General features: G+C 69.4%; 16 protein-coding genes. 5 read left to right on the forward strand and 11 right to left on the reverse strand.

Annotation, left to right across the window (positions count from 1 at the left end; all coding sequences use genetic code 11):
- Positions 1 to 45 precede the first annotated feature (45 nt).
- From AB0I98_RS19440 to AB0I98_RS19450, 3 genes are all read right to left on the reverse strand, one after another.
- Positions 46 to 804 carry an NUDIX hydrolase gene (locus AB0I98_RS19440; RefSeq protein ID WP_301984782.1) on the reverse strand — a complete coding sequence of 253 codons (759 nt, stop codon included), beginning with the start codon at positions 802 to 804 and terminating at the stop codon, positions 46 to 48.
- 131 nt (positions 805 to 935) lie between these two features.
- Positions 936 to 3,110, reverse strand: coding sequence for a glycogen debranching N-terminal domain-containing protein (locus AB0I98_RS19445; RefSeq protein WP_362943106.1), 2,175 nt, complete (start codon positions 3,108 to 3,110; stop codon positions 936 to 938).
- Between the two features lie 269 nt (positions 3,111 to 3,379).
- Entirely contained in the window at positions 3,380 to 5,041 is a 1,662-nt protein-coding gene (locus AB0I98_RS19450; protein ID WP_362943109.1) for a DUF4192 domain-containing protein, read from the reverse strand.
- Between the two features lie 140 nt (positions 5,042 to 5,181).
- Here AB0I98_RS19450 and AB0I98_RS19455 point away from each other — a divergent pair, with 140 nt between their 5' ends.
- Positions 5,182 to 7,347 (forward strand): RecQ family ATP-dependent DNA helicase, encoded by a 2,166-nt coding sequence (locus AB0I98_RS19455; protein ID WP_362943112.1) that lies wholly within the window; start codon positions 5,182 to 5,184, stop codon positions 7,345 to 7,347.
- Positions 7,348 to 7,701: 354 nt separating this feature from the next.
- Positions 7,702 to 8,322 (forward strand): hypothetical protein, encoded by a 621-nt coding sequence (locus AB0I98_RS19460; RefSeq protein WP_362943115.1) that lies wholly within the window; start codon positions 7,702 to 7,704, stop codon positions 8,320 to 8,322.
- Positions 8,323 to 8,644: 322 nt separating this feature from the next.
- Here the strand turns inward: AB0I98_RS19460 and AB0I98_RS19465 are convergent, their stop codons facing one another.
- The 3 genes from AB0I98_RS19465 to AB0I98_RS19475 all read right to left on the reverse strand — a co-directional run bounded on the left by AB0I98_RS19465 (position 8,645) and on the right by AB0I98_RS19475 (position 10,756).
- Positions 8,645 to 9,280: a hypothetical protein gene (locus AB0I98_RS19465; protein ID WP_362943118.1), complete on the reverse strand. Its 636-nt coding sequence runs from the start codon at positions 9,278 to 9,280 to the stop codon at positions 8,645 to 8,647.
- Positions 9,281 to 9,348: 68 nt separating this feature from the next.
- On the reverse strand, positions 9,349 to 10,050 hold the full coding sequence (locus AB0I98_RS19470; protein WP_362943121.1) for a ribonuclease HII: 702 nt from the start codon (positions 10,048 to 10,050) through the stop codon (positions 9,349 to 9,351).
- 82 nt (positions 10,051 to 10,132) lie between these two features.
- A complete protein-coding gene (locus tag AB0I98_RS19475; RefSeq protein ID WP_362943124.1) occupies positions 10,133 to 10,756 on the reverse strand; it encodes a TetR/AcrR family transcriptional regulator in 624 nt (207 codons plus the stop codon).
- 188 nt (positions 10,757 to 10,944) lie between these two features.
- On the opposite strand from AB0I98_RS19475, the gene AB0I98_RS19480 reads away from it, so the two are divergent.
- On the forward strand, positions 10,945 to 12,492 hold the full coding sequence (locus AB0I98_RS19480) for an MFS transporter (protein WP_362943127.1): 1,548 nt from the start codon (positions 10,945 to 10,947) through the stop codon (positions 12,490 to 12,492).
- A 262-nt stretch (positions 12,493 to 12,754) separates the two neighbouring features.
- Here the strand turns inward: AB0I98_RS19480 and AB0I98_RS19485 are convergent, their stop codons facing one another.
- From AB0I98_RS19485 to AB0I98_RS19495, 3 genes are all read right to left on the reverse strand, one after another.
- Positions 12,755 to 13,660 carry an ADP-ribosylglycohydrolase family protein gene (locus AB0I98_RS19485; RefSeq protein WP_362943130.1) on the reverse strand — a complete coding sequence of 302 codons (906 nt, stop codon included), beginning with the start codon at positions 13,658 to 13,660 and terminating at the stop codon, positions 12,755 to 12,757.
- Between the two features lie 12 nt (positions 13,661 to 13,672).
- Positions 13,673 to 14,332, reverse strand: coding sequence for a histidine phosphatase family protein (locus AB0I98_RS19490; protein WP_328355379.1), 660 nt, complete (start codon positions 14,330 to 14,332; stop codon positions 13,673 to 13,675).
- A gap of 118 nt (positions 14,333 to 14,450) precedes the next feature.
- Complete coding sequence (locus tag AB0I98_RS19495) at positions 14,451 to 15,056, reverse strand: YdbC family protein (protein ID WP_362943133.1); 606 nt, start codon at positions 15,054 to 15,056, stop codon at positions 14,451 to 14,453.
- A gap of 148 nt (positions 15,057 to 15,204) precedes the next feature.
- On the opposite strand from AB0I98_RS19495, the gene AB0I98_RS19500 reads away from it, so the two are divergent.
- Positions 15,205 to 15,738, forward strand: coding sequence for a TerD family protein (locus AB0I98_RS19500; protein WP_362943136.1), 534 nt, complete (start codon positions 15,205 to 15,207; stop codon positions 15,736 to 15,738).
- Positions 15,739 to 15,805: 67 nt separating this feature from the next.
- On the opposite strand, the gene AB0I98_RS19505 is transcribed toward AB0I98_RS19500, so the two are convergent.
- Together AB0I98_RS19505 and nrdR are read right to left on the reverse strand one after the other, a co-directional pair.
- Positions 15,806 to 18,712, reverse strand: coding sequence for a vitamin B12-dependent ribonucleotide reductase (locus AB0I98_RS19505; protein ID WP_362943139.1), 2,907 nt, complete (start codon positions 18,710 to 18,712; stop codon positions 15,806 to 15,808).
- A 164-nt stretch (positions 18,713 to 18,876) separates the two neighbouring features.
- A complete protein-coding gene (nrdR, locus tag AB0I98_RS19510) occupies positions 18,877 to 19,431 on the reverse strand; it encodes a transcriptional regulator NrdR (protein ID WP_362943142.1) in 555 nt (184 codons plus the stop codon).
- A 564-nt stretch (positions 19,432 to 19,995) separates the two neighbouring features.
- Between nrdR and lexA the strand changes: the two genes are divergently transcribed.
- Positions 19,996 to 20,775 (forward strand): transcriptional repressor LexA, encoded by a 780-nt coding sequence (gene lexA, locus AB0I98_RS19515; protein ID WP_301984767.1) that lies wholly within the window; start codon positions 19,996 to 19,998, stop codon positions 20,773 to 20,775.
- Positions 20,776 to 20,840: the final 65 nt, after the last annotated feature.

Below are 20,840 nucleotides of genomic sequence, written 5' to 3' on the forward strand. Positions count from 1 at the left end.
CGGCCGGATCGGACTTCGTTCACCCTTCACTTCCGGTGCCCGGAGTCACACCTCGGGGCGCAGCATCGGAGGGTTGAGCAGCGTGGCGCCGCCGGCCCGGAAGAGCTGGGCCGGGCGACCGCCCTGGCGGGTGGTGGTGCCGCCGGTGGGGACGAGGAACCCCGGTGTGCCCGTCACCTTGCGGTGGAAGTTGCGCGGGTCGAGCGCGACGCCCCACACCGCCTCGTAGACACGACGCAGCTCACCGACGGTGAACTCGGTGGGACAGAACGCCGTGGCCAGGGACGAGTACTCGATCTTGGATCGGGCGCGCTCCACCCCGTCCGAGAGGATCTGTGCGTGGTCGAAGGCGAGCGGCGCCACGGGTTCGCCGTCGCGGCCGTAGCCGCTCTGCTGCAGCAGTTCCTCGACCGGCGCCCAGCGCGCATTGCTGGCGTCGCCGCCCGCTCGGGGGGCCGGCAGGTCGGGGGCGAGCGCCAGGTGCGCGACGCTGACCACCCGCATCCGGGGATCCCGCTTGGGGTCGCCGTAGGTCGCGAGCTGCTCGAGGTGAGCGCCGTTGTCCTGGACGGGGACAGCCGGATCATGGGCGCGCAGCCCGGTCTCCTCGGCCAGCTCGCGGGCTGCCGCCTGTGCCAGGTCCTCGTCGGCCCGTACGAAGCCTCCAGGGAGCGCCCAGCGTCCCTGGAACGGCGGTTCCCCCCTGCGTACCGCCAGCGCGCACAGGGCATGGCGGCGCACGGTCAGCACGACCAGGTCCACGGTGACGGCGAAGGGCGGAAAGGCTGACGGGTCGTAGGGCATGCGGCGATCATAGTCGTCTGCCTGACGATAAACACTCCCTTCGTCGGCCGCATCGATGGCTGATCCACTTTGGCTCGGTATGGGTTTCACCCTGCTCTCCCGGCAGTCGTGCGGTGCCGCGGCATACGGGTTCACCCTCCCAGTTGCAGCTGGTCGGCCGCCTCCTCGACCATGGCGAGGCCGAGTCTGCTGACCCGTACGGAGAAGGGGGCGTCCGCCACACGCAGTCCGGTCAGGACGATCTCTCCCAGGGGTGCGCTGCCCATGGGGCGCAGTGTGACCGTCCCGGCGGGTGCGTCGGGACGGATGCCGGCAAGAGTGGTCAGCAGCAGCACACCGGCAGCCGCGGCCGTGGCAGCCGGGCGGCAGGCTGCGGGGTGCGGGAGGGGGGCGCTCCCGTCGGTGCGCTGCTCCCCCGCGTACATCTCGGGCAGGCGGTGGCCGAAGGTCTCGGCTGCGGACAGTACGCCCCGCAACAGGGCTCCCGCTTCCTTCTCGTACCCGGCCGCGGTCAGCCCCGCCACCGCGACGGCCGTCTCCTGGACGCGCACGGCCCCAGTGCGGTGACCGAACGAGTTGTACCCCGGCTCCCTCGCGCCCAGCCCGCGCAGACCCCAGCCCGAGTCCATGGCCGGGCCCCCGAGCAGCCGGGCGAGCTGTTCGGTCTGCACCTTGTCGAGCAGACCGGCCGCCTGCCGGCCTCCGCCGCTCAGGCCGGTGTCGAGGAGGTGGACTGCGGACGCGCCCAGGTGCGGCACGAGTCGGCCGTCCGGGGTACGGGCGGCCGCCAGCCGGCCGCCGCCCAGGTCGTCGACCCAGAAATCCGACCGGAACGCCGTCCGCAAGGCCTCGGCCCACTGCCGCAGCCCTGCCCCACCCGGTCTGCCGCAGTCGTCGAGCAGATCGGCGCCAAGCAGAGCGGCGCGGTGGGCGTACGCCTGCGTCTCGCAGCGGAAGGGCCCGCCAGGGTACGGGTCGCGTAGGTACGTGCCGTCGCCCACCGTGGTGCGCAGCCAGGTCAGACAGCGGTCGGCAGCCGGGAGCAATTCCTGTGTCTCCTGTTCGGACAGGCCCCAGCGACGGGCCTCGGCCAGGAGCACGGGGAAGAGGAGCGTGGCCTCCGTGCCCGTACAGGCCGGCGGCAGGTGGGGGCCCGCGTCCCGTCGCGGGCCCGGGATCATGCCGAACCGGGTGCCCGGGCCGTCGAGTTGAGTGCGGGCGAGGGTGCGCAAGGTGCCCGCGGCCAGCCGGGTGCCGAGGGGCAGTGTCATCCGGGCGGCGGCCAGTGCGTCCGCCGGAGCGAGGCCACAGCGCCACGGCACGCCGGCGGCCAGGTGTGTGTCCACCGGATGGGCGGGGTCGCGCAGCAGCAGGGACTGGAGGTCCTCGATGCTCGTGCGCAGGAGTCTCTGGACTCCGGGGTTGTCTCCCGCCGCCCTGGCGGGAGACAGGGGGCTCGTCGCCGCACGGCCCGCCGCCCGGAGGGGCACCGCTCTGTCGGGTCGTACCCGCAGCTCCACGCTCGTGCTGCCGCCCGGGGGCAGTTCGAGCTCCCAGCGCAGCAGCCCCGCGGAGGCCAGTGCATCGTGCGGTGCTGGGTCGGCCGTGACCGAGGACTTCCCGGTGGCGCAGGACCAGCGCAGGCCGGAGTCGTGGACACTGGCCGGCAGTTCGTGCCCCGAGTTGCCGCTCGCGATCGTGGCCAGGTCGGCCAGATCCGTGCCGAGGGCGACCTCGATGGACAGGCGCAGTGGACGAAGTGCCGCACTGTGCAAGGTGATCCGCTCCGTACCGTCCGCGCCGCGGATGCGCTCGACGACGACGTCCGGGTCCGGACCGGTGTGCGCGGACGTGCGCAGGGTGCCCATGAACCGGGCGGTGTCGGCCGAGGTCATCCTGGCCTGCACCGCGAGTGGCTCGCGGCCGGCCACCCGAACCTGGCAGCGGGAGAGCACACGTCGGCCCGCGCGGTAGAACCCCTCCAGCCCCCGACCGGTCAGCTGACCCTGTTCCGTGGAGATGGCGAAACCGGGGAGCGCGACGCAGACCAGAGCGGTGTGGGCGGGCGGCAGGTCCAGGGGCCGACCCAGGGTCGGCAGTGGGGCGGCGCGAGACGGAATCGGAGCTGGACCGCGTGGCTGAGCCGGGGGCCGGGCCGGTGCCCAGCCATGAGAACCGCTCGGGAACCGGGCCCTGCGGGCGCCGACACTGTCCGTGAACGACGGTGGACCAGCGCCCGGAGCGGACCCGCCGTGTGTGCGGTGCTCGTCGTCGACAACGGTGGCGGGCGGAGTCGGCTGATGCATGGGCGGCTCCTTCTGCGCTCTGGGCGCCTCGGGCGTGTTGGCGCCGTACTGGATGCGTCCGGAGTGACATGGGTGGTGCGGCGGCCATGCCCGTCCAGGCGTTCCGCCACTCAGGTGAACGGCATGGGGCTGTTCGAGGTAACGCCCCCGGCAGGACGACTCGATCGAGTGATGACGGACTGGGCCGCCCACCGCTGACTGCCCCAGTTGTCGAACCGTCGTCACTTCGCTGCTGCCCTCCGTCCGAGTGCGGCCACCCGTGCTTCCGCTCACGTGTCTTCCTCCTGGCTGTCGCCCTTGGCGTGCAGGTCTCCCGGATTGCCGGTGCCGTGGACCGCTCCCTTCACTGAGGCACGCGTGCGCGTGCCGCCCGCACGAGCAGCCCCCGGGCGCGCAACCCCCGCAGCCGTCGTGCGCGGCCGGGAGGGCTTGGGCCTCGGCTCACGCGCCTTGGGCTTCGCGGAGCGAGGTGAGTCGTCGCTTGCACTCGCGGGCCGTACACGACGTCGGCGGCGTACGGCTGACGCCGATGTGGGAGCGGCGCAGGGGTCCGGCTCGGCGGCTTCGCTCAGCGCCGCCTCCTGCGTGGCCTCCGCGCTGCCGGCTCGCATCGGCTCACGACCATCGCGTTCCGCACGCAGGCAGCGGCGGATCGACTCCGGGTCCAGCCCCTCGTTGCAGGCCTGATGCAGCAGACGGGCGAAGAGGTAGCCGGGGTCCGCGCCGAGCGCCATGGCGAGGGCTTCCCTGGCCTCCAGGTCGTCGCCCGTCGACCAGGCGACCCACCCGGCCAGCGTGAGCGGCGCCGCGGCATGTTCGCTGTACGGGCCGACGCAGCGTCGGGCCAGGGCTCGCCACAGGCGCAGCGCCGGGCCGGACTCGTCGCCCTCCATCCACTCGGCCGCTCGATCACGCGTCGAACGGTCCTGCAGGCCGAGAATCAGCGTCGCGGCTTCGTCATGTCCGAGCAGTCCGTCGTCGCGCAGGTCGGCCATGACCGTGCCGGACACGGACGGCGCTGCGGCCAGACGGCTCATGACCTGCCGGGCAAGATCGAGCGTCTCCTGGGCCACAGCCGCCCGGCTCTCGTCGTCGAGGATCCGGGGGACGAGGCTCCTTCCGGCGGTGTCCAGAGCAGCCTCCTGGTCCAGAGCGGCCGCCGTTTCCCAGGGCAGGAGCCTGGCCCGCAGTTCGCGCAGGGAGCCACGCACCTGGAGGCCCGCATACGTGGCAGCAGCGGCCAGCACGGAGGTGCCGGGCAGGCCCATGGGCGTGCCTTCAGGCGGGCAGCATCGCCTGTTCACGCAGCAGTACGACCAGAAGCGGCCGTCCGAGATGCACAATGCCTCGATCACCGGCACGTCCAGCAGACCGCACTCGACGCGCAGCCGCTGGGCCAGCGCCTGCAGTCGCTCCATGACCTGGCGGCCGGATTCCCCGCTCCCCGGTTCCTGGCAGACGTACGCGACCAACTGTTCCGGGCGCGCACCCCGGCGCTCGCTGCCCGTCACCAGCCCGTGGGCCAACTGCCGGGCCGCGGACGGCCAGTCGTCCGGGTTCGCGGGAATGCCGAGTCGAGCCCGGCCGCCGAAGCGTCCGCGGCCACCCCTGTCGTGGAGGGCGACCAGGACGACGCTGTCCTCTGGGCGGTAGCCGAGCAGATACGGCAGGGCGTCGGCCAGTTCGGCCGGGGTGCGGAGGGTGACCTGGTGCTCGCCGGGAGGGCCGTCGTACAGGTCGGGTGGGTTGTGCGCGTCAGGGGCGTTGTACGCCTCAGGTGCGTCATACGCCCCAGGACCGTGGGTCTCGCTGGCGTCGAAGGGCTCGTGGCCTCCGCCGGGCTCGTCCCCGGCGCCGTGAGCATCGAGCCCCTCGTGCCCGGCCATGCCCTCGTTCTCAGGAGATCCAGTCGCTTCGCTGTGATTCGTCATGCGCCGACGATCTCCCGGATTGCGGGCCTCCGCTTCGACCTGTGGATAAGTCCGATCAGGGACACGACAATCCGGTCGGAGAAACCCCTCATCGTCCACAGCCGACCCGGATTGTCAGCGCCGTCCTGTTGTATGGACGCATGGAGCACACGAGCAACGCGGATCTCCGGGCGGCCGCCGACGCGGTCCTCGCCCGCCTCGTCGGGGACGCCACAAGCGCGGCCAGGCTGCGCGAGGACCAGTGGCGGGCGATCGAGGCGTTGGTGGCGGACAGACGCCGAGCCCTCGTCGTCCAGCGCACGGGGTGGGGCAAGTCGGCGGTGTACTTCGTCGCCACCTCGTTGCTCCGCGCCCGGGGCAGCGGCCCCACCGTGATCGTCTCCCCGCTGCTCGCGCTGATGCGCAACCAGGTCGAGGCCGCCGCCCGTGCCGGTATCCACGCGCGGACCATCAACTCCTCCAACACCGAGGAGTGGGACATGGTCCAGAGCGAGATCGCCGCGGGCGAGGTCGACGTCCTGCTGGTCAGCCCGGAGCGGCTCAACAACCCTGACTTCCGCGACCAGGTGCTGCCCAAACTCGCCGCCGCGACCGGACTCCTCGTGGTCGACGAGGCGCACTGCATCTCCGACTGGGGTCACGACTTCCGCCCGGACTACCGACGGCTTCGCACGATGCTGATGGACCTCCCGCCCGGCGTGCCGGTACTGGCGACCACGGCCACCGCCAACGCGCGTGTGACCGCCGATGTCGCCGAACAGCTCGGCACCGGGGGCACGTCGGACGCCCTCGTGCTGCGCGGGCCGCTGGATCGGGAGAGCCTGAGCCTGAGCGTGCTCCGGCTGCCTGACGCCGCGCACCGGATGGCCTGGCTCGCCGACCACCTCGACGAGTTGCCGGGCTCCGGAATCATCTACACGCTCACCGTGGCCGCCGCCGAGGAGGTCACCGCCTTCCTGCGGCAGCGCGGACACACCGTCGCCCCGTACACGGGCAGGACGGAGAACGCCGACCGGCAGCAGGCCGAGGAGGACCTGATCGCCAACCGGGTCAAGGCGCTGGTAGCCACCTCCGCGCTCGGCATGGGCTTCGACAAGCCCGACCTCGGATTCGTGGTGCACCTGGGCTCGCCCTCGTCGCCCATCGCCTACTACCAGCAGGTGGGCCGAGCTGGACGCGGCGTCGAGCACGCCGAAGTACTCCTGCTCCCGGGCAAGGAGGACGAGGCGATCTGGGAGTACTTCGCCTCGCTCGCCTTCCCGTCGGAGGACCTGGTGCGGCGCACGCTCGACGTCCTCGCGCGCGCGGAGCGCCCTCTTTCGCTGCCCGCTCTGGAGCCGTTGGTGGAGCTGCGCCGGTCCCGCCTGGAGACCATGCTCAAGGTCCTCGATGTGGACGGGGCGGTCAAGCGGGTCAAGGGCGGCTGGATCGCGACCGGGCAGCCGTGGACGTACGAGACGGAGCGGTACGACTGGGTGGCCCGGCAGCGCAAGGCCGAACAGCAGGCGATGCGCGAGTACGCGTCGGCGACGGGCTGCCGTATGGAGTTCCTGCAACGCCAGCTGGACGACGAAGGGGCAAAGCCCTGCGGACGCTGCGACAACTGCGCGGGCACGCGCTTCACCGCCGACATGTCCCCGGCCGCTCTGGACGCCGCGCGCGACGATCTCGGCCGGGCGGGCGTCGAGGTGGAACCGCGCAGGATGTGGCCGACCGGGCTGCCGGCGATCGGCGTCGATCTCAAGGGCCGCATTCCCCTCGGTGAGCAGGCCGCGCCCGGCAGGGCTCTCGGACGGCTGTCGGACATCGGCTGGGGCAACCGGCTCCGGCCGATGCTGGCCCCGCACGCCTCGGACGGCCCGGTACCGGACGACGTGGCAAAGGCTGTCGTCGGCGTCCTGGCCGACTGGGCCAAGGGGCCCGGCGGCTGGGCACCGGGGGCACCGGACGCCCAGGCGCGTCCCGTCGGTGTCGTCACCATCGCCTCGCGCTCCCGGCCGCAACTGATCAACTCCCTCGGCGCGCACATCTCGGAGGTGGGCCGACTGCCACTGCTGGGCTCCGTCGAGCACACGGGCGACGGGTATCAGGTCTCACGGAGCAACAGCGCCCAGCGGCTCAAGACACTCGACGGCGTGCTGACCGTGCCGCCGGCCCTTGCCTCTGCTCTGTCCGGCATCGGGGGTCCCGTCCTCCTGGTGGACGACTTCACCGAGACCGGTTGGACACTCGCGGTCGCAGCCCGCATGCTCCGGCGTGCCGGCGCCCAGGGAGTGCTACCGCTGGTCCTGGCAGTCCAGGGTTGATCACATCCATCGCGAAGGGCGGCTTCATGCACGCCTGCACTGGCGGGAACGGCGCCCCCGCGAGCCGCTCCGCCAGGCAGGCCGATTACCCGGCCCCTCTCCCCGAACGGCATCTACCTTGAGGCACGGTCGCACCATGCGTCGCAGATGACACACCTGGTGGGGATATAAACCACGCACCACCAGATATCGGTCGGTGGCCCCAATTGCTCGTTGCCGCATCCACGTTCGACAGGAAGAATTGAGGTCCGCTCCCCGCACGGCTCGCCGTGATCCGGCAGGGCTCCACTGCGGTGCGCGCTCCCCCGAATCCGACCCCGCCCGCAGTGTGGGCGCGTAGCCGAAGGGAGGACCGTGACCTTCGGATTCGCTCCGTCCCCCGCGGCATCCACGTCGTCCGACCTGTCCGCCGCGTCCGCGGCCCGCATGCTCGAACCCGCGGAGTGGGCCGCGGCCGGCATCCCCCTCCTGCGCAACCCACGGGAAGTTGTCAGCGGACTGCATTCCCGGCACCACCCCCGGCCGGCAACCGCCATCGTGGCCGTCCTCGACCCGGACGAACGGATCTGCGCCAGCGCCTCCTTCGCCCGCCGCCCGGCCCCGGCCGACGGCTGGATGTTCCGCAACGTCCTGCTCGCCCAACTGCGTCGGGTCATCCCCCACGACCTGCGGCGCCGCACGCCGGTGCGCACCGCAGTGCTGCTGTACTGCCGTGAGGGCGACGCGCGTTGGACGCAGGAGGACGGCGCATGGATGTGGGGGCTGCGTGACGCCTGCACTCTGCACGGGCTGCGCTGCGGGGCGTACATCACGCTGACCCGTAACGGCTGGCAGGTCCTCGGCGAGGACCGCGGCGGACGCCGACCCAGTGCAGATTCCACCCCGGAACCCTTCGCCACGTCCGAGGCGCCACCGCCGAAGCCGCAGACCGGCGGAGCAGCCTCGGACGTCCTGCGCCGCGCGGCAGCTCGCTGAGTGGGCGGCTCCCTGAGGAAACGCTGACGGAACCTGACAGAACGTTTCAGCGGAGCCAACCATCGGTACGCCCCAGCCTCAACCCTGCGACACGAAAGCTCTGCGGCATCGTCCTGCACGCGCCCTGAGTGGGGGGCCTACGTGGCACGGCGTGCGGTCGGGCCCAGGGCATTCGGTGAAAGCGGATCGGCCGTCTAGGAACAAGCGGCACGCGTGCCCCACGAACCCCACTCACCCGTGCACGCCAAACCGTCCACCGTGCAAACACCGCCGCGGCGACATCACCATCACCCCGCCGTCCCCCGGACGCTGCGGAACGGGCTCAGACGCCCGCGCCCAGCACAGAGTTGATCTGCTGCGGGTCGCCGCAGACGATCAACAGGGCGCCGGCCCGGGTGAGGGCCAGGGGGAGAGCGGTGGCGGCAGCGGCGTCGGGACCGCCGTTGACGGCGACGACGACCACCGGACGGGAGGCTGCACGGCTCGCGACGGCGGCGTCGGCATAGAAGACGTCGTCACCGGAGTCATGCTGCGCCCAATAGGCAGCTTCACCGAAGGACAGCTCGTGAGCGGCCCATGGATGCTGTTCGCCGGTAGTGATCACCAGCACGTCACTGGGGGCGCGACCCGAGTCCAGAAGCAGATCCACGGCCTCTTCGGCGGCGTCGAGGGCGCCTTCCGCCGAGGCCGGGATCAGCTGGATCTGCGGAGTCGCCGGGGCCGTATCGGAGGCGGCATGGGCGGCCGGGCCCGACGGTCCGGGCTTGACCACGTCTCGCGGCGTACGTTGCACCGGCGGCGTGGGCCTGACGGGCCCGTGACGACCGGGACGCGACGGAGCCGCGGGGCGGGGGCCGGGTACAGGACGAGGGGTCGGCGCGGTACGGCCACTGGCCGGAGTGGCGCGGGGACCCTGGGCACTCTCGTGAATCTGAGGCTCCTCGGGAATGAGAGGCATGAGCTGATTTTTATCAAACGTTGGTACGGCTTGCGTCAGCGGGTGGCACATCAGTGCGAGCGGAATCGTCAGAAGTCGAAGCCGAGTTGCCCCTCGATCTCCGGAACGCTTCCGTCCACCCAGGTGCGGACCTTCTTGAGGTGCCGCCACTGGGGCAGCGCATCAAGATACGCCCATGACAACCGGTGGTACGGGGTGGGTCCCCGCTCCTCCAGCGCGGCCTTGTGCACGGGCGACGGGTACCCGGCATTGTCCGCAAAACCGAAGTCTGCATGGTCGATACCCAGTTCGGCCATCATTTTGTCGCGCTGAACCTTGGCGATCACCGAGGCCGCCGCAACCGCCACACAGGACTGGTCCCCCTTGATCACCGTGCGGACCTTCCAGGGCGCGCCAAGATAGTCGTGCTTCCCGTCGAGAATCACCGCCTCGGGACGGACCGGCAGGCTCTCCAGCGCGCGCATCGCCGCCAGGCGCAGCGCGGCCGTCATGCCGAGTTCGTCGATCTCCTCGGGAGAGGCGTGCCCCAGGGCGTACGAGGTCACCCACTTGAGGAGCACCTCGGCGAGTTCGGTACGGCGCTTGACGGTGAGCAGCTTGGAGTCGGTGAGGCCTTCGGGGGGCCGGCGCAGTCCGGTGATCGCGGCACAGACGGTGACGGGGCCGGCCCACGCGCCGCGCCCCACCTCGTCGACACCGGCAATGACCTTCACTCCGGTCGTGGCGCGAAGGGAGCGCTCGACGGTGTGAGTGGGTGGTTCGTACGGCATGGCGCCCTTAGCCTACGCCGCCCGGATCCCCCGGCGACACCCTGGTTCACCTGGGGGACTTCACCATCCGCGAACCTCGCAGTCAGACCCCGTACGGCCGCAGCAGCGGGACCATCAACTGGTCGACCATCTCCTCGATTTCATGATCATTCCATTCGCTTGCGCACATCTTCGATCGGTACATCATCATCGCCGGGATGGCATCGACGACGTATCCGTTGGCCGCGTCGGCTCGCACCTCGCCTCGCTCGATTCCACGGTCGATGACCTCTCGGAGCAACTGGATGGTCGGCTCCACGACGCCTTTGATGATCACCCCATGGAAGCGCTCGGCCTGGATGTTGTCGCATTCGTGAATCACCGAACGCAAGGCGAAACCGGGCCGCGAGTACATGGCGTCGCGCGCCTGGCGACACAGCTTCAGCAGATCGTCGCGCACGCTCCCGAGGTTGGGCGCCGCCTCGAAGCTCGGCAACCCGGCCCGCAGCGCATCCGCGACGAGGTCCTCCTTGGACGGCCAGCGACGGTAGACCGCGGCCTTTCCAGTCTGGGCGCCCGCGGCGACGCCCTCCATCGTGAGGCCGTTCCAGCCGACCGTGCTGAGCTGATCCAACGCGGCGTCGAGGATTGCCCGTTCGAGCACGGCGCCGCGCCGGCGAAGGGAAGCCGTCTGAGCGGGGGCGGCCGTCCAGCGCGAAGTAACCATCTGATCGTCTCCAACGAACAGCGGAAGCGGTGATTCCGGAGATGAGGGGACATGCCGCGCGGCGCAAAAGGGGGAAACGCCTCGCGACACAAAGCTAAGTGAACGCTTGCGTTCACTGTCGGGGACTCACTACGGTTGTCGCGACAGTGAACGCGAGCGTTCACTAAGGCACTTGTGGGGGACCCATAGTGACAACCTCTCAGTTGATCAAGGATCAGAAGCCAGGTGCGGCACGCCGGGAAGGACATCCCGGTATCGCGCTCACCGTCATCGCGGCCTGCCAACTCATGGTGGTACTCGACGCGACGATTGTGAACATCGCTCTCCCGCACATTCAAGACGCACTCAAGTTCAGCACCACCGACCTCACGTGGGTGGTCAGCTCCTACACGCTCACCTTCGGCGGCCTGCTGCTGCTCGGCGGCCGGGCCGGAGACATCCTCGGCCGCCGCCGAGTGTTCATGACCGGCATCCTGCTGTTCACCTTCGCCTCGCTGCTCGGCGGACTCGCCCAGGAACCCTGGCAGTTGCTGGCCGCGCGCGCCCTGCAGGGCGTGGGGGGCGCGATTGCGTCGCCGACCTCGCTGGCGCTCATCACCACCACGTTCCCCGAAGGCCCGGAACGGAACCGGGCGTTCGGAGTCTTCGCCGCCGTCTCCGCGGGCGGCGGCGCCGTCGGTCTGCTCGCCGGCGGCATGCTCACCGAGTGGCTCGACTGGCGGTGGGTGCTCTTCGTCAACGTACCGATCGGCATCTTGATCGCTGTCCTCACGCCGTTGTACATCAGCGAGTCCGAACGGCACCCCGGGCGCTTCGACATCGCCGGCGCGCTCACGTCGACGCTCGGCATGGCAGCGCTCGTCTACGGGTTCATCAGCGCGGCCGATGAGGGCTGGCGGGACAGCATGACGCTCGGCTCCTTCGGCGCCGCGGTGGTCCTGCTTCTCGCCTTCGCCTTCGTCGAGACCCGGGCCGCTGACCCGATCACCCCGCTGCGCATGTTCACCGACCGCAATCGCTCGGGGACGTACGTGATCATGCTGAGCCTCGCAGCGGCGATGTTCGGCATGTTCTTCTACATCGTGCTGTTCGTGCAGAACGTGCTGGGGTACAGCCCGATCGCGGCCGGTGTGGCCTTCCTGCCGGTGACAGTGGTGATCGCGATCGGCGCGGGACTGTCGCAACGGTTCCTGCCGGTGCTCGGCCCCAAGCCGTTCATGCTCGTCGGCTCGGCGCTCGCGGTGATCGGCCTGGTCTGGCAGACCTTGATCAGCTCCGACAGCTCGTACGTCGGCGGGGTGCTCGGGCCGATGCTGGTGTTCGGCTTCGGCATGGGCCTGAACTTCGTCACCCTGACGGTCACCGCGGTGTCCGGCGTCGCCCAGCATGAGGCGGGTGCGGCCTCCGGACTGCTCAACGCCACGCAGCAGGTGGGCGGTTCGCTGGGCCTGTCCATCCTGACGACGGTGTTCGGCTCGGCCAGCAAGGACGAGGCGGAGAAACAGGTGCCGAAGTTCATGGCCGACGGTTCGGCCGAGCAGAAGGCCGAGTTCGCCAAGACGCAGCAGCTGCCCGCGCCCTGGGGGCACGACGTACTCACCCACGGCATTTCGATGGGCTTCGTCGCGGCAGCGTCGATGGCCGTACTGGCGCTGATCACCGCGTGGTTGGTGATCCGGGTCCGCAAGAGCGACCTGGAAGCCCTCGCGGGCACATCGGGCCCGATGGCCGGCTGACCCGCCCCGGTCCACACCAGGCTCGATGTCAGGGGGCGCGATCTCGCACCCCCTGACGGCCCGTGGGCGCCAGGGCATCACAGCCGCCGCGACAAGCAGCGTGAACAGCTTCGCCAAGAACTCCATGACCACCCCACCACCCCTCGCGTGTCATCTGTATGCGCCGACTCATGCGTCGCACAGCCACTGCCACGACAACGAGCACACGGTTACACAGAGTTCCCGTCATGCACAGAGAGTTTGCACCGGTGTCTTCGAGGCGCTACGCCGACGTAGGCATCCACTCCGGCAGCGCTTCCGTCCGCTCCACCCAGGCGCCGGGCAGCGTCCCCGCCTTCCCGGCGGCGATCACACCGCCCACGATGGCGCAGGTCGTGTCCACGTCCCCGCCGACCTGGGCGGTGGTCCAGAACGCCTCCTCGAAGTCACCGAGGGCACGCGCGGCGGACCAGAGCGCGAACGGCACCGTGTCGTGCGCCGTCGTACGCCGCCCACAACCCAGCACCGCCGCCACCGTGGCCGCATCGGCGTAGTCGAGCATGTCGCGGGCGCGCCGCAGGCCGGCTCCGACAGCGCTCTTGGGAACGAGCGCGATGACGCCGTCCAGGAGTACCTCGGCACTGGGCGGGCCGCCGGGGGCCGCCGCCATGGAGGCAGCAGCGGCGACGGCCATGGCGCCGACCACGGCCTCTCGGTGCTGGTGCGTGGGGTACGCCGAGATCTCGGCCTGGTGGGTCGCCTGTTCCGGGTCGTCCGCGTACCAGGCGCCCAGAGGGGCGATCCGCATCGCTGCGCCGTTCCCCCAGGACCCTTGTCCGTTGAAGAGCGCAGCCGCGAGCTCACGCCAGTCGCCGCCCTCACGGACCAGCCGCAGCAGACGGTTGACCGCCGGACCATATCCGCGGTCGAAGTCGTGGTGCTCGGCGAAGGAGCGGGCCAGGGCGTCCTGGTCGATGCGGTGGTGAGCGGCGAGGACGGCCACGACGGAGCACGCCATCTCCGTGTCGTCCGTCCACTGCCAGGGAGCCTGTGGCAGCTCGCGGCGCTTCAGCAGCGGGTAGTTCACCGGCACGAAGAACTGCGAGCCCAGGGCATCCCCGACCGCGAGTCCGCGCAGGCTGGCCAGGGCGCGGTCCAGGCGTCCGTCGGGGGAGGAGTCAGCGGTCATCGCTCTGCCACTCTATCCGGTGATCCCGTACGGTTCCGGATCTCGCCAGCGCTCGAACGGCCGGTCGAGCGAGTACTTGCCGTCGTCCCCGAGAACGAGCATCCGCATCTCCGCGTTCCCCGGATTCGACAGCGACTCGAATTCCGCGACCGTCCAGTGGAACCAGCGCATACAGAACAGCCGCATCGCCAGTCCGTGAGTGACCAGCAGCACGTTCGGCGGATGATCGGGGGCCTCGAAGCTGCGGTACAGGCTCTCCAGGAAGCCGCCGACCCGGTCGTACACATCCGCCCCGGACTCGCCCTGGGCGAAGCGGTAGAAGAAGTGACCGTACGCGTCCCGGTAGGCCTTCTGGAGTTGGACGTCGTCCCGGTCCTGCCAGTTGCCCCAGTCCTGTTCGCGCAGCCGGGGTTCCTCGCGCACGCGGACGAGCTCGGGATCGAGGTGGAAGGCGCGGAACGTCTCGTGCGTACGGCGGTACGGAGAGACGTACACGCTGATGCGCTCGCGGCCGAACACCTCGCGCAGCCGTTTTCCCGTCTCCTCAGCCTGCCGCCAGCCCCGCTCGGTCAGCGCCAGGGCATGGTCGGGCTCGCGTTCGTACACGGTGTCATCAACATTGCCGGTTGACTCACCATGCCGGACAAGGACGATGCGCCGTGGTCGTGCCATGCCAAAACCCTAGATCGAGTGACGGTCCATCGAGCACTCGTACGGGCTCCATACAGCGTAGGTCACACATTTCTTGCACCATGAGCCACATTGGGCACACGAAGAGTGCGTCCAGATCTCAAACTATCCAGGTCGATTCCAACCCCACGATGTCACCTCTGAGGGCCGCGATGTCCGCCTCGGTCTGAGCACGCAGGGCGAGCCGCTCCACGCGCTCGGTGCGGTACTTGCCGTGTTCGGCGGCCGACTGCCACATCGACAGCACCAGGAACTCGTTCCCGGGCGCCTCACCGAACAGTCCGCGGATCATTCCGGGCGAGCCGGCCATCGCGGGGTTCCACACCTTCTCCTGCATCAGCATGAAGTGCTCGGCGCGGTCCTCATGGACGCGGCAGTGGGCGACCCGGACCAGATCGGCGTCGGTGAAACGCGGCTCGAAGCCCGTCTTCACGTCGAAGCGATAGTCGAACAGCTTGACCTGGGCATCCTTGAACGTACCTGACTGGGCTGCCGCGAGCCGGTCGTGGGAACGGGCCATGAAGGAGTCGTAGAAGGCACGGCTCTCCCAGAAGGCGAAGATGTGCGCGACGGAGGGCCTCCCCCGACTCCAGCCTCCGCCCTGCCCTCGAAACCCCGGCTCCCCCAGAAGCCCCGCCCACTTTCGCTGCCCCCGCTCGAAGCCGCGGCGGTCCACCACGGTGCAGCGAATCCACTTGACCAGCACCGCGCCATCGTAAGGCCACGGAGCGTGGCCTCGGTCACGCTCGTGCGGACCGCATCCGCGCACCTACCCACGCGCGCGTGGCACGATGGACAACCAACCCTGACTGTCCGCCAGTTGGGGCAGGTGCACACGGGGAAGGGGACGTCTGGTGAACGGGCTCAGCAAGGGGATTCGAAAGGCCGAGGTCGCACTGAAGTGGGACCCGAGTCCTGCGGGGCAGCCGCCCACGGATCTGGACATCGTGGCCGCGACCTACTTGGCGAGCGATCCGTACGGCGATCCCGCTTATGCGGTGTACTTCGGCAGCCGCTCTCCCGACGGCACCATCACGCTCAACCGGGACAGCAAGGACGGCAAGGGCTTCGGCTGGGACGAGGTCATGACCCTGGAGCTCGACCGGCTCGACAGCCGGTACGCGCGCGTGGTCGTCGGCGTGATCATCCAACAGCGCCCCGCCCGCCGGACCTTCGTCAGCGTGCTCAAGCCGAACCTGCGCATCAGCGAGGGCTACGACGTCCTGGCCCAGGACGACTTCGGCGGGGTGCTCGGGGCGACAGCAGCAGGGGTCGGGGAGTTCGTGCGCGAAGGATCCGGCACATGGGACTTCCACGCGGGAATCCATGGCTTCGAGGACGACCCGGCCACGTTCACCCAGGTCATGGGCAAGACACGCTGGTCCTGAACAGCCCGAAGGGGCGCCGACACGTGGTCAGCGCCCCTCTGTTTCAGGGCCTGGCCGTCAACTGGGGTCAGCTGCAGCCGCTGGTCGAGCCGCAGCCCTCGCAGATGTAGCAGGAGCCGGCTCGCTGCATCTTCGTACCGCAGGAGAAGCACAGCGGGGCGTCGGCCTGGATGCCCAGCTGCATCTCCACCAGCTCGGCGCTGGTGTGGGCCTGCTGCGGGGCGGGCTTGGCCGCCTCGATCACGGCCTTGGGCGTCGCTACGGCCTTCAGCTCCTGAGCGCGCGGCGCCGACTGAGCCAGGCCCTCGACGTCGACCTCGTCGTCGGACGGCTCGTACGAACCGGTCTCCAGGTGACGCTGACGCTCCTCGGCGGAGTGGATGCCGAGCGCGGAGCGGGTCTCGAAGGGCAGGAAGTCCAGCGCCAGGCGGCGGAAGATGTAGTCGACGATCGACTGCGCCATCCGCACGTCCGGGTCGTCCGTCATGCCCGCCGGCTCGAAGCGCATGTTCGTGAACTTCGAGACGTACGTCTCCAGCGGCACGCCGTACTGCAGACCCACCGAGACGGCGATCGAGAAGGCGTCCATCATGCCCGCGAGGGTCGAGCCCTGCTTGGACATCTTCAGGAAGACCTCGCCGAGACCGTCGTCCGGGTAGGAGTTGGCGGTCATATAGCCCTCGGCGCCGCCGACGGTGAAGGAGGTCGTGATGCCGGGACGGCCCTTCGGGAGACGCTTGCGGACCGGGCGGTACTCGACGATCTTCTTCTCGACCGTCTCGCGGATGATCGCCTCGGCCTTCTCGGCAGCCGCGGTGGCTTCGGGGCTCTGGTTGCCCTTGTTCTTGGCGGAGAGCGGCTGGCCGACCTTGCAGTTGTCGCGGTAGATCGCGAGCGCCTTGACGCCCATCTTCCACGCCTCGAAGTAGACCTCTTCGACGTCCTCGACAGTCGCCGACTCCGGCAGGTTGACCGTCTTGGAGAGCGCGCCGGAGATCCACGGCTGGATCGCGGCCATCATGCGGACGTGGCCCATCGCGGAGATGGAGCGCTCGCCCATGGCGCAGTCGAACACCTCGTAGTGCTCGTGCTTGAGGCCCGGGGCGTCGATGACATTGCCGTGGTCGGCGATGTGGGCGACGATCGCCTCGATCTGCTCCTCCTGGTAGCCCAGGCGGCGCAGAGCCTGCGGGACGGTGCCGTTGACGATCTGCATCGAGCCGCCGCCGACCAGCTTCTTGAACTTGACCAGGGCGAGGTCGGGCTCGAGGCCGGTGGTGTCGCAGGACATCGCCAGACCGATGGTGCCGGTCGGCGCGATGACGGACGCCTGGGAGTTACGGAAACCGTTCTTCTCGCCAAGACGCAGCACGTCCTGCCAGGCCTCCGTGGCGGCGGCCCAGACCGGCGTGTCCAGGTCGTCCATGCGGACGGCCTTCTCGTTGGCGTCGGAGTGCTGCTTCATGACCCGCAGGTGCGGCTGCGCGTTGCGGGCGTAGCCGTCGTACGGCCCCACCACCGCGGCGAGTTCGGCGGAGCGCCTGTACGACGTACCGGTCATCAGGGAGGTGATGGCGCCGGCAAGGGAGCGGCCGCCGTCCGAGTCGTACGCGTGGCCGGTTGCCATCAGCAGGGCGCCGAGGTTGGCGTAGCCGATGCCGAGCTGGCGGAACGCGCGCGTGTTCTCGCCGATCTTCTGGGTCGGGAAGTCCGCGAAGCAGATGGAGATGTCCATCGCGGTGATGACGAGCTCGACGACCTTGGCGAAGCGCTCGGCTTCGAAGGACTGGTTGCCCTTGCCGTCGTCCTTCAGGAACTTCATCAGGTTCAGCGAGGCGAGGTTGCAGGACGTGTTGTCCAGGTGCATGTACTCGCTGCAGGGGTTCGAACCGTTGATACGGCCGGACTCCGGGCAGGTGTGCCAGTGGTTGATGGTGTCGTCGTACTGGATGCCGGGGTCGGCGCAGGCCCAGGCGGCCTCGGCCATCTTGCGGAAGAGGACCTTGGCGTCGACCTCCTCGATGACCTCGCCGGTCATTCGGGCACGCAGGCCGAACTTGTCGCCGTTCTCCACGGCCTTCATGAACTCGTCGTTCACCCGGACCGAGTTGTTGGCGTTCTGGTACTGGACGGAAGTAATGTCCTCGCCGCCCAGGTCCATGTCGAAGCCCGCGTCACGCAGGGCGCGGATCTTCACCTCCTCCTTCACCTTGGTCTCGATGAAGTCCTCGATGTCGGGGTGGTCGACATCGAGGATGACCATCTTGGCGGCGCGGCGGGTGGCGCCGCCCGACTTGATCGTTCCTGCGGAGGCGTCGGCGCCGCGCATGAAGGAGACCGGGCCGGAGGCGTTGCCACCGGAAGACAGGAGTTCCTTGGAGGAGCGGATCCGGGACAGGTTCAGGCCGGCTCCGGAGCCGCCCTTGAAGATCATGCCCTCTTCCTTGTACCAGTCGAGGATCGACTCCATGGAGTCGTCGACGGCCAGGATGAAGCAGGCCGAGACCTGCTGCGGCTGGGCCGTGCCCACGTTGAACCACACGGGGCTGTTGAAGCTGAAGATCTGGTGCAGGAGGGCGTACGCCAGCTCGTGCTCGAAGATCTCGGCGTCGGCGGGCGAGGCGAAGTACTTGTGGTCCTCGCCGGCCTTCCGGTACGTCTTCACGATGCGGTCGATCAGCTGCTTGAGGCCGGTCTCGCGCTGCGGGGTGCCGACGGCACCGCGGAAGTACTTGCTGGTGACGATGTTGACCGCGTTCACCGACCAGAAGTCGGGGAACTCGACGCCACGCTGCTCGAAATTGACCGAGCCGTCGCGCCAGTTGGTCATGACGACGTCACGGCGCTCCCAGGCCACCTCGTCGTACGGGTGTACGCCGGGGGTCGTGTGGATGCGCTCGATACGCAGGCCCTTGCTCGCCTTGGTGCCCTTGGTTCGGGAACCCCGTGCCGGACCGCTCGCCGTCTCTGTCATGCCGCCTCCCTGTACGGGCTAAAACGCCCTGAAGTGCCACGATGTTCCCGTGGCACGGTGTTCTGTCTGGTGCTGCGGGCACCTCTCGCTGCCGCCCGCAACAGGTCTTCGCTCGCCGTCGACCGACCGGCCCGGAGCCCTGGGGTCCGGGGCCGGTCCGCCTGTCAGTCGGCGGCGTTGGCGGGCACGGGGACCTGAGTGGTCCCTCCGGGCCCGCGATTGGTTTCCTGGCTCCCCGCGCGCGCGTCTTCGTCGTCGTCGGCGCCGGGACGTCGCGTCTCTTCCCTGAGTTCCGCGATGGCGGCCTCGAAGTCCTCCAGCGAGTCGAACGCCCGGTAGACGGAGGCGAATCGCAGATAGGCGACGAGGTCGAGCTCCTGCAACGGGCCGAGTATGGCCAGCCCCACGTCGTGGGTGGTCAGCTCGGCGCTTCCGGTGGCCCGCACCGCCTCCTCGACCCGCTGGCCGAGCTGGGCGAGCGCGTCCTCGGTGACAGGTCGTCCCTGGCATGCCTTGCGTACGCCATTGATGACCTTGGTACGGCTGAAAGGCTCGGTGACTCCGGACCGCTTGACCACCATGAGCGAACACGTCTCCACGGTCGTGAAACGACGGGAGCAGTCCGGACACTGGCGGCGCCTGCGGATCGACGTGCCGTCATCGGTCGTACGACTGTCGACGACACGGCTGTCGGGGTGCCTGCAGAAGGGGCAGTGCATGATCTTCCAACCCTCCTCACAGCAGACTCAATAGCCTCGAAAGACCACTTGGGCCCCTCGAAGCAGCCCCAAGCATAGGCGATGATCGAGGGCCAGAAGACCCCGGGACCACAACTTCTGGGCTGCTGCTGCAATCCAACCACTAGATGTGGGGATTGGCTCATACATGCACACCGTTCGCGCGTGTCGCGCCCACAGGGGCACATGCCGTACGGCAACACCGCCACGTCGGCACGCGCGCGTGCACAGCCGTACCGCCGAGGCACATGCGGGGATACCGTGGGCACCGCAGGGAGAGGTCGTGCGACTCCCGCACAGATGAGGGTCGGTTCCGTGTTGACCGGATGCCGGATGGCAGACTGGGGCAACGACCCAAGAGGTCGTTCCTCGGTGGCGAAGAGTACAACAATGGGCGCTTTTGTCCGCCAGGTGTCGCGTTAGCAATACACCCAGACACAGGATCGCGGCGGGTGATTCGCGATTTTTCACTCGAACGTGTGTTTGGCGCAACCTTTCGAAAGCAACTACCGTTGTCCAGCAGGGAGACCATCGAGAGGGGCCGACGTGACCACCACCGCAGACAGTGCCACCATCACTGCCCAGGACCGCTCCCAGGGCCGACTCGAGCCGGTGCATGCGATGAACGAAGCCACCAATCCCGAGGGGCACAAGCGCTCCCTACCGGGCCGACCTCCAGGGATCCGGGCGGACAGCTCGGGCCTCACAGACCGGCAGCGCCGCGTCATCGAGGTCATCAGGGACTCTGTGCAGCGACGCGGCTACCCGCCGTCGATGCGCGAGATCGGGCAGGCCGTCGGCCTTTCCAGCACCTCCTCCGTCGCACACCAGCTGATGGCACTGGAGCGCAAGGGCTTCCTGCGCCGCGACCCGCACCGTCCGCGCGCGTACGAAGTGCGAGGCTCGGACCAGGCCGCCTCCGTGCAGCCCACGGACACCGCGGGCAAGCCCGCCGCGTCGTATGTGCCGCTGGTCGGCCGCATCGCCGCCGGTGGCCCGATCCTCGCCGAGGAGTCGGTCGAGGACGTCTTCCCCCTCCCCCGCCAGTTGGTCGGTGACGGTGAGCTGTTCGTGCTGAAGGTCGTCGGCGACTCGATGATCGAGGCCGCGATCTGCGACGGCGACTGGGTCACGGTCCGCCGCCAGCCCGTCGCCGAGAACGGCGACATCGTGGCCGCCATGCTCGAGGGCGAGGCCACCGTCAAGCGCTTCAAGCGCGAGGACGGCCATGTCTGGCTCCTCCCGCACAACTCGGCGTACGAGCCGATCCCGGGCGACGACGCCACCATCCTCGGCAAGGTGGTGGCTGTGCTGCGGCGCGTGTGACGGCTGCGGCGGGCGGGCCGACCAGCCCGCCCCCTGACCGGGCCCCGGGACCCCTGCGCCGGTTC

It is taken from the genome of Streptomyces sp. NPDC050211, assembly GCF_040656035.1.
Classification (GTDB): domain Bacteria; phylum Actinomycetota; class Actinomycetes; order Streptomycetales; family Streptomycetaceae; genus Streptomyces.